Annotated in this window: 1 protein-coding gene; it reads left to right on the top strand. The window is 38.4% G+C overall.

The window, feature by feature from the left end:
• Positions 1-1,908: 1,908 nt before the first annotated feature.
• Positions 1,909-2,904, top strand: coding sequence for a hypothetical protein (locus P253_RS04735; RefSeq protein ID WP_023274411.1), 996 nt, complete (start codon positions 1,909-1,911; stop codon positions 2,902-2,904).
• Positions 2,905-3,033: the final 129 nt, after the last annotated feature.

The following is a 3,033-nucleotide window of genomic DNA, read 5'->3' on the forward strand; positions in this document are numbered from 1 at the left end:
TTATCATAGTACATTGCTTCAAACTCAAAAGGCGATACATAACCCAGTGCAGCGATTAAGTTAATACGTAAACCGAATCTTAGAAATTAATACCAAGCCATCATCAAAGTTTAGATGGGAAAAATATTTAGAGCAGTATGGGTGTACCAAGTAGCCATATCAGATAGCAGCCCCTCTTAGGGGGGTTTTAATGTCAGATTGGTCAATTTGAAATATGTTCCACGCTCTTAAATTTGCATAGGCTATTTCTAAAATTAGGCACTCTCTCGTTTCGCTTTCTTTGCCAAAGAAAACCGAGAGAGTAATAGTACATTACGTAGTAACCACGCTGTTTAACATTAGTTTAGATCGGCAGTCTAAACATCATCACAGTACGCCCTTTCTTTAATAAAAAAGAGTAAAAACTCACAGATTGGAATGTCTGCTGTATCAGTTTTTCTAAACTTTAAAACTATCCAGTGAGATAGCACACGGCACTATTGAACAGAGGGGTGATTAACAAGACTGTTGCACTTTAAAAGTGACTAAATATCACATCAATTCTTTCATTCGACTGTTGTTTAGTCTTGCATAAGTCAGGAGACCAATCCTGACTCAAACAAAACAACGATGGCGACCAAACCATCTTTAACGAGTTTTTCGCATTTTTAGATAACAACATAAAACCGACTCAAACTTTCGGAAACACTCTATGTAAACATCACATAGAGTTTAGACTCCCTTTACCAATTACGACTGCCAATCGCAATTGAGTTCGCCTATTGTTTTAGCAATATTTGCCACGACTTCAACATATAACAAGTTATATGCCTTATACGCCCTACTCATCTTCTCTCCCTCTCTTACCCTACCAATGCCATGACAGCAGCAGATAAGAGACTCCCAAGTTATTTCTAGCAATCTTAACGACCAGACCGCCAATGCTCTCTCTCCTGACCTGCACTTCCAGTTTCCCCCCAACGCGGTTCCTTAAAAAAATGGGGATATGGCAAATCAGAAAAAATCTGAGCGTATGGCTCTTGATCTACACGTATCTCGGGCAATTATGGAATTATTTCATGCATCCCGATGTATACTGCTTGAGCTATCCGTTGACCCACCTTGCTTGAGATGATCTTGATCTCACTCAGTGGTGCCGCTGCTTCCAAGTTTCCTCTCCGCAGCCGATAACATCGCTGTTACCTCAAACGCCTACAGTTGTGCTTATGAACTGCGCCTATCCGTTGTTTCCAACGTGCATGAGCCGCAATACATAACCGTTATTAACGAACCTTAACTTCCTGTCAGGTTCTCACGGTAATTGCTAGAACAGGGTTTTCGATGTAAACAACCATCTAGCTAGGCTATATCTAACCTAACGACCATTTCACAATCTTTCGATTGCTTATAGGCTCCCGTGTCCTTGTCGCCCAACCCCGTGAAAAGTCATAAAGAAAAATCACAGCAAGATTGGATCGAAAGAGTAAACTCCAGCGCCCATCAGATCGTACCGAACCCCCCTTCAGAGGTAGTACGCTCAATCGGTCATCCCAAAATGGCTAGTAGAGGAACGTGCGCTATCTAAAAAAACATGGCTTTAAGCAGGCTGACGCCTGCTCAAAATCGTAAAAACGAAATGGTCAGGCAGTTGGTCAGACTGCTTCAGTCAATGAATAATTCCATCATATAGCAGGTAAAAACAGGTGTAAATATCGTCACCTAGGAACCGCTTAATTGCACGATGACAAATTGTGTCAATTAAGTCCGACCAATGCCTTCGGCATTGGTAAAAGTGGCTTCGTCACTAAATTTTTATGAAAGCCTTATAAATTAAGGGTTTTAACCAATATTAAATATTGCTTGATTACACTCCCCTTTTTATAATATTGTTTGATGACAATTTTATAAATATTGCTTGGTGACAATAAAATGATTCATTACAGCCCAATGAGTCGTTATACAGCTCAGAAAATCGTAGATAAGGTCGGGCATGGCGCTTATTTTTATTCTCATTTTTCTGTTGATGGGGAGGACAATCTCTTTTTCCCAAAAATAGATAATCTGATTAAGAAATTAACTGATAAATATTACTTAGATCTAACTCCAAGACAGAGATCGTACCGACTGAATACTAAAAAAGAGCCTATTGCCGACCTGATTGTGCAAAAACGTGTAAACAGTACGATTTTTGATTTTTGGCTTCTTATTACTACGCCTAATACTCATAAATTTAACGCGCAGGTTAGCCAAATAAGTTTGAAACCACGCCTATCTGGACAACGGGTAGCTGAGGCTGAAACTATTGTTTGGAATCGTGAAAAAGAACAACGAGAAGTAAGCCTTATCCAGGACTACTTTCGAGATCAGGAAAAGTTCAAATTTGTACTTCAAAAACCCTATTTAAAGCTCAATTTTGGCAGTGGTAAGTATGTCGAGCTAGTTCGACTTTCACACTCGACCAAAAACTCAAAAAAATATGCTTCAAATCGTAAAAAGAGTGACAAAAACTATACTTGGACATGGAGATATGACGAACCGACAGTTCACTTAATTGAGAAAAAGTACAAAGAAATCATTAATGATTTAATTTCTAATCCTAATAAATCAGTGGGCATCGGGAAATGGCAGCAGCTAAATGCTGATTTACGACATTACACCGTGTTTAAAGGTAATCGTCATCAAGTCGGACGGCTATTTACGCAGGCTATCGGCTATCACTACAAGAAAGGACAATCGAATCTAAGAAAGGCTGAATATTATCAGCCATTGACGCTGTCTTATTTGCCTAGACAAGAAAACTATGCGGAAAATTTCTTCCAGTTCGTAGTTTTAAGGCATCTGTTTGAGACGGTTGGGAAAGAGTTCGGAAAGGAAAATGTAAATCCTGATACTTATAACGACTTGATTAATAAATATTTAATCTAGTTTATGAATAGTAAATTCCCCATAAATATGGGTATTAAAATACCAATTGTGGTATATGTTTTTACTTTAAAATTAAGGATTTAACTTTCGTATAAGTTTGATGTAAACTTTCTTTTGAGCGAAAAAAAA

The sequence above is a fragment of the Acinetobacter indicus CIP 110367 genome, assembly GCF_000488255.1.
Taxonomy (GTDB): Bacteria; Pseudomonadota; Gammaproteobacteria; order Pseudomonadales; family Moraxellaceae; genus Acinetobacter; species Acinetobacter indicus.